This window comes from Vibrio sp. 10N.247.311.14, assembly GCF_041467715.1.
Lineage (GTDB): Bacteria > Pseudomonadota > Gammaproteobacteria > Enterobacterales > Vibrionaceae > Vibrio > Vibrio crassostreae_C.
On record NZ_JBFSVE010000008.1, the window covers coordinates 99,530 to 105,841 of the forward strand.

The window sequence follows — 6,312 nt, forward strand, 5'->3', positions numbered from 1 at the left end:
TACGTAATCCTAACTATGCTTATTGTAAGTGGATTTGTTTTGAGCGTTTCTTAGGTGGTTCTGATCTTCACCTTCTTCTTTAAGTAGCGTTCAAATCGTACTCAGGCTTAGAGTTTTTAAAGGGAGGTTGGCAATGCTGCACCGACAAACACACAATTCGATCGTAAGCATCGACACAACCAAAGCGATGCAAACTTTAAATCAACCATCAAACTCTGGTAGCTGGTTTAGTTTGCTTAAACTACTGACCATCAGCACGGTAATAATCATGAGCTTAACCATCAATTCAGTACTCGCCTACCCTGCTTATTCTCACTCAAAGCCTTTGCCACACCGCAGTGTGATTTATTTCGCTCCAAAGGAAGATTCAATCGTTAAAGAGTTTCTGAATGAAGTGTTGCTCAATAACTGTCAATTGGACGAACGAGATGTCGTCATTATGGTTATTGCTGAGAGTGGTTACACAGTCCCAACTTGGTTAGAAGAAGAGTTTAACTTAGAAGCAGTCACCAGTATTTACGAGATCCCGAAAGGATCACATACCGCTGTTTTGATTGGTAAAGACGGGAAAGAGAAGCACCGATGGAGTGGCAAAACAGATTGGAAACAGATCACCAATATCATTGACGAAATGCCGATGCGCCAACAAGAAATGCAGCGACAAGGCAGCCGCTGCAGTATTTGATTCTTGATGGACTCAGTAGTGGCTTAGAGATCCAATTAGAAGGTCAAACGATCAAGCTTATTTGTTAAACCAAGCAAGTTTTTCATGGAGCTGAGCCACGCTGCCTACAACAATCAGCGCTGGGCTCTTTGCGACGCTCGCAAGGTCAGCTAAATCACGTAACCCACCTCTAAACACCTTTTGTTCTTGGCGTGTACCGTTTTCGATGATCGCAACTGGCATGTCAGCTCGCATACCATTATCGAGTAGATTCTTCTGAATGTTCGGACTCTCTTTCAAGCCCATGTAAAACACGATGGTATGGTTGTGCTGAGCAAGAGATTGCCAGTCAATATCTTCGCCATCTTTCTTCAAGTGACCTGTAATAAACTGCACGCTTTGTGCATGATCACGGTGCGTCAACGGAATGCCCGCATAAGCCGTTGCTCCGGCAGCAGCTGTGATGCCCGGAATCACTTCAAATCTCACGTCATTCTCAGCTAGCGTTTCACACTCTTCACCACCACGGCCAAAGATAAACGAGTCACCACCTTTTAGGCGTACTACGTGCTTGTTCTCTTGCGCTTTGGTCACTAATAGTTGGTTGATCTGATCTTGCGGTACACAGTGATGATCGAGCTTTTTGCCCACATACAACATTTCCGCTTCTGGATTAGCCATCTCCAAAATATCTTTTGATACCAAACGGTCATAAACCAACACGTCTGCTTGTTGAATCACTCGTGCCGCTTTTAACGTAAGTAAGTCTGGGTCGCCCGGACCTGCACCTACCAATGAAACAAATCCTTTGTTTACTTCTTTAACATTCGATGACGATACTTCTGACATGCTGCGCTCCGAAGGTTTGCTTGTTTTATCTCAAGCTTAAATCTATGTGATAAGTCACTGTATTCATGATGACTTATCCAAATCCTTAACCCTTAGACTATCAGGTGTTGATATAAATATTCAGTCTAAATACTAACGAAGATAGAAGTAATTATAACAAAACAGTCTATTGCGAGTAATTTGCGCAATGATATAAGGGCTTTCGAACTAAAAAAGCCCCAAACATGTTGTTGGGGCTCTTAATCTCATACTAAATTACGTTTCACCCTACTGAGGATTACTTAGCACCTAGAGAAGGCGCAGTTTTAGCGTGAGTTAGGTATAGAGGAACACACGTCATTAATAGACCACCAACGATGTTACCTAGGATTGTTGGGATAAGGTTGAAGTTCAACCATGTCGCAATACCGAAGTCAGCGCCAAGAATCATACCCAGTGGGAATAGGAACATGTTTACTACTGTGTGCTCAAATACGAGTGCGAAGAAGATGAAGATTGGGAACCACATCATTGCTACACGGCCAGATACTGTGCGTGCAGTCATGTTGCCAATCACACCTAGACATACCATAAGGTTACAGAAGATACCGCGTACGAAACACGTGATCCATCCGTCCATACCCATGTTTTCAAAACCTAGGCTACGACCTGTAGAAACAGCAATGAACTTTTGAGCAACAGCGTTTGGTTCTAAAGAGAAGTTACCCGTTAGTGATACTGCAACAAGGAAAGCAACAATCAAAGAACCGATAAGGTTACCAAGACCAACAATACCCCAACAACGTAGGATACGACCCCAAGTAATACCTGGGCGGTTGTCGAATTTCGCTAAAGGTGCAAGGCCGAATACGCCAGTTACTAGGTCATAACCCATTACACTTAGAATGACGAAGCCAACTGGGAACACAAGTGCGCCAACAAGGCCAATACCGGTTTGAACCATTGCTGTAATAGCAACAACAACCGCTAGAGAAAGGATGATACCAGCCATAGTGCTTCGAATCAGAAGATCGCGAGTACTTGTTTTCGTTTTCGCTTCACCCACATCAATCATCGTTTGAACGAATTCAGCTGGTTTGTAATCAGGAGACATAAGGTTGTCCTTAAAAAGTTTAAATTAAAAGTTAAAATTGGATAGGAAAAGGCTCTAGTTGCCGAGTTAAGGCAATATCGAGAACTAGAACCCTTGAACTATCAAATCTTACTCATCCGAAGATTAAGCAGAGATTTCTACAGCGCCTTTGGCAACACGAGCTTTGTACGCTTTCACGTTGAAGTTCTCGTCTTCCATGCACACACCTGTTGCTAGGTTAAAGCGTTGCTTCTTAAGTGGGCTTGCTACCCAAAGCTCTTCTTTGTGTTCAACAATCAAGCCACGTGATAACACGTTTGACTGGAAGTAAGGGTCTGTGTTGCTAATCGCGAATACTTCTTCAGCTTTCGTTGGGCGGAATACAGCTACTTGCTCACCACTAACCAACGCACAAACACCTGTACCTGGGATAATGTCTTCGATCTTACAAACTTTGGTAAATGCCATGATGTCGTCTCCCCTTAAACAGATTCTACGTGAATGATGTCGCCCTGATGCTTTGAAGTAATGGCTTCAGGGTGTTTCTCAGTGAATGTCGCAGGACGGTGTTGTTCACGACCATCTTCAACAAACACAACGTTATCATCGCGGTCATCAGCATTGATGAAGTGTGCAAAGCGCTTAAGTTGAGCTTCGTCGTTGATTGTATCTGTCCATTCACAAGCGAAGTTATCAACTAGGCCAGCAATGTCAGTTTCAAGTTGGTCATTGATACCAAGCTTGTTGTCTACAATCACTTCACGTAGGTAATCAACACCACCTTCTAGGTTGTCCATCCATACCGAAGTACGTTGTAGTGGCGCAGCCGTGCGGATGTAGAACATCATGAAACGGTCGATGTACTTGATTAGCGTTTCTTGGTCTAGGTCGCTTGCCAGTAAGTCTGCGTGACGGGGTTTCATACCACCGTTACCACATACATACATGTTCCAACCTGCGTCAGTCGCAATAATACCTAAATCTTTACCTTGAGCTTCAGCACACTCACGAGTACAGCCAGACACACCAAACTTCATCTTATGAGGAGTACGGATGCCTTTGTAACGGTTCTCGATCATCACGCCTAGGCCAACTGAATCTTGAACGCCGTAACGACACCAAGTAGAACCTACACATGTTTTCGCCATACGAAGTGCTTTTGCGTAAGCTTGACCCGTTTCGTAACCTGCAGCGATTAACTTCTTCCAGATTGCTGGTAAGTCATCTTTCTGAGCACCAAATAGGCCGATACGTTGTGCACCTGTGATCTTGGTGTACAAGTTGTATTCAGCAGCAACATCAGCAAGAACGCTTAGTGCTTGAGGTGTTACTTCACCACCCGCCATACGAGGGATTACAGAGTAAGTACCGTCTTTTTGCATGTTACCTAGGAAGTTGTCGTTGGTATCGTGCAGCTTCACTAATTCAGGCTTAAGGATGTGTTCACCCCAGCAAGAAGCAAGGATAGAACCTGCTAGAGGCTTACATACTTCACAGCCGTAGCCTTTACCGTATTTCTCTAATAGCTCATCGAACGTTTTGATTTCTTCGATGCGAATTAGGTGGAAAAGCTCTTGGCGAGAGTATGCAAAGTGCTCACACACGTCGTTCTTCACTTCAACACCAGCTTTAGCAAGTTCAGCGTTTAGTACTGAAGTCACTAGTGGAATACAACCACCACAACCAGTACCTGCGCCTGTTACTGCTTTGATATCACCGATTGTGTGGTGACCTTCAGCAACCGCTTGAGCGATCTTGCCTTTAGTCACATCGAAACAAGAACAGATAACAGCAGACTCAGGAAGAGAATCCGCGCCAAGTGTTGGCTTTTCAGCACCAGCATGAGCAGGAAGAATCAATGCATCTGGGTGTTCTGGTAGGTCGATTTCGTTCAGCATAAGCTGTAGAAGATCACCGTAGTCAGACGTGTCACCAACCATTACTGCACCAAGCAGCTTCTTGTTGTCTTCAGAAACGATTAGACGCTTGTAAACTTCTTGTTCTTCGTTTTGGTAAACGTAGCTCTTACAGCCAGGAGTACGACCGTTCGCATCGCCGATAGAGCCTACTTTCACGCCCAAAAGCTTAAGCTTCGCAGACATGTCAGCACCTTCAAATGTGCTTTCGTTACCAACAACGTGGTCAACCGCTACCGTTGCCATTTTGTAACCAGGAGCCACTAGGCCGTAGAACGTTTGGTTCCAAGACGCACACTCACCGATTGCGTAGATGTCTTTGTCTGTCGTTTGACAGTGATCATTAATCTCGATACCGCCACGTGGTGCAATACCCAGCCCCATTTGACGAGCAAGTTTGTCTTGTGGGCGAATACCAGCAGAGAATACGATGAAATCAGTTTCTAGCTCTGTACCGTCTGCAAAGCGCATTACGTTACGAGCTTCAGTGCCTTCAGGAGCAATCTCAAGCGTGTTCTTACTTGTATGTACGTTAACGCCCATACGTTCGATTTTTTGACGAAGTTGGTTACCACCCGCTTGGTCAAGCTGCTCAGCCATTAGCTTTGGAGCAAACTCAACAACGTGCGTGGTTACACCAAGAGCTTTTAGTGCGCCTGCAGCTTCAAGACCAAGCAAACCACCACCAACAACCACACCAGATTTAGAGTTCTTAGCCGTTGCTTCAATAGCTTTCAAGTCTTCGATTGTGCGGTAAACGAAACAGTCTTTACCTTCGTTACCTTTGATTGGCGGAACGAATGGGTATGAACCTGTAGCAAGGATTAGCTTGTCGTATTGAATTTCACGACCAGTACTTGAGTAAACTGTTTTCTTTTCACGGTTAACGTTAATAGCACGCTCACCGATCAGCATGTTGATGCCGTGTTTCTCGTAGAAGCCTTCTTTAACTAAAGAAAGTTCGTCCGCAGTATGGTGTGAAAAGTAAGAAGAAAGGTGTACACGATCATAGGCTACGCGAGGCTCTTCACAGAAGACTGTGATGTCCATGTTAGCAACGTCTGTCTTCTCGACTAAATCTTCGATATAGCGATGGCCGACCATCCCGTTACCGATTACGACTAGCTTCATCTTGCTCATAAGAATTCCTGAAGGTTATATATTTCTTAACTGAGCGAATAATGAATTATGAAAGAAAATGAAAATATGATGTAAATCAATTACGAAACAGAACTACCCTAAAGGGGTAGGACAAAAGAGGTAGATCTGCTGATTTATCATACGAAGCAAACGAATAACCGTAGGTTTAATAAGGTTTAGCGGGGTTTTATATACACTTTCGTGCAGTAGATAAGATGTTGTAAAGTTTCACAATAGGTTAGCAGTAACACAAGTAAATGACAATCATTTTCATTTGTGGTCATAATAAGTGTAATAACTCATGAAAGCGTTACAGGATCATGAGCAACTATGTATAAATATGAAGAATTTAATGACGCAAAAGACAGTCGCCCTTTTCCATTCCCCACTCATTCCACTCACAAACGGCGCAATTGGTTAACAGATGCTGTTGGTTGTTTAGCAAATGATAGGTTTACATAAGGAAAAGACCGGCACAAAAGTGATCTGATATAGCTTGTTCCTAGTGGTGCTACTGATTAGAGAGCATACGTGGAAGTTTGAACATAGCATGAGGGTTTAGAATTTCAGATAGCAAAAAGGCCAGCATTTCTGCTGGCCTTTCAACTTTGAATAGTGGAGGCGCCTCCCGGAGTCGAACCGAGGTCCACGGATTTGCAATCCGCTGCATA

At 43.9% G+C, this 6,312-nt stretch carries 5 protein-coding genes; 1 reads left to right on the forward strand and 4 read right to left on the reverse strand.

Features of this window, described 5'->3' with window-relative positions; all coding sequences use genetic code 11:
• The first annotated feature begins 187 nt into the window (after positions 1–187).
• Positions 188–685 carry a DUF4174 domain-containing protein gene (locus AB6F11_RS04870; RefSeq protein WP_050546503.1) on the forward strand — a complete coding sequence of 166 codons (498 nt, stop codon included), beginning with the start codon at positions 188–190 and terminating at the stop codon, positions 683–685.
• A 57-nt stretch (positions 686–742) separates the two neighbouring features.
• On the opposite strand, the gene cobA is transcribed toward AB6F11_RS04870, so the two are convergent.
• The 4 genes from cobA to nirB form a co-directional block, all read right to left on the reverse strand.
• Entirely contained in the window at positions 743–1,513 is a 771-nt protein-coding gene (gene cobA / locus AB6F11_RS04875; RefSeq protein ID WP_104216030.1) for a uroporphyrinogen-III C-methyltransferase, read from the reverse strand.
• Positions 1,514–1,790: 277 nt separating this feature from the next.
• Positions 1,791–2,606: a formate/nitrite transporter family protein gene (locus AB6F11_RS04880; RefSeq protein WP_017062558.1), complete on the reverse strand. Its 816-nt coding sequence runs from the start codon at positions 2,604–2,606 to the stop codon at positions 1,791–1,793.
• Positions 2,607–2,729: 123 nt separating this feature from the next.
• Positions 2,730–3,053 (reverse strand): nitrite reductase small subunit NirD, encoded by a 324-nt coding sequence (gene nirD / locus AB6F11_RS04885; protein ID WP_102320784.1) that lies wholly within the window; start codon positions 3,051–3,053, stop codon positions 2,730–2,732.
• Positions 3,054–3,067: 14 nt separating this feature from the next.
• Entirely contained in the window at positions 3,068–5,641 is a 2,574-nt protein-coding gene (gene nirB / locus AB6F11_RS04890; protein WP_017062560.1) for a nitrite reductase large subunit NirB, read from the reverse strand.
• Positions 5,642–6,312: the final 671 nt, after the last annotated feature.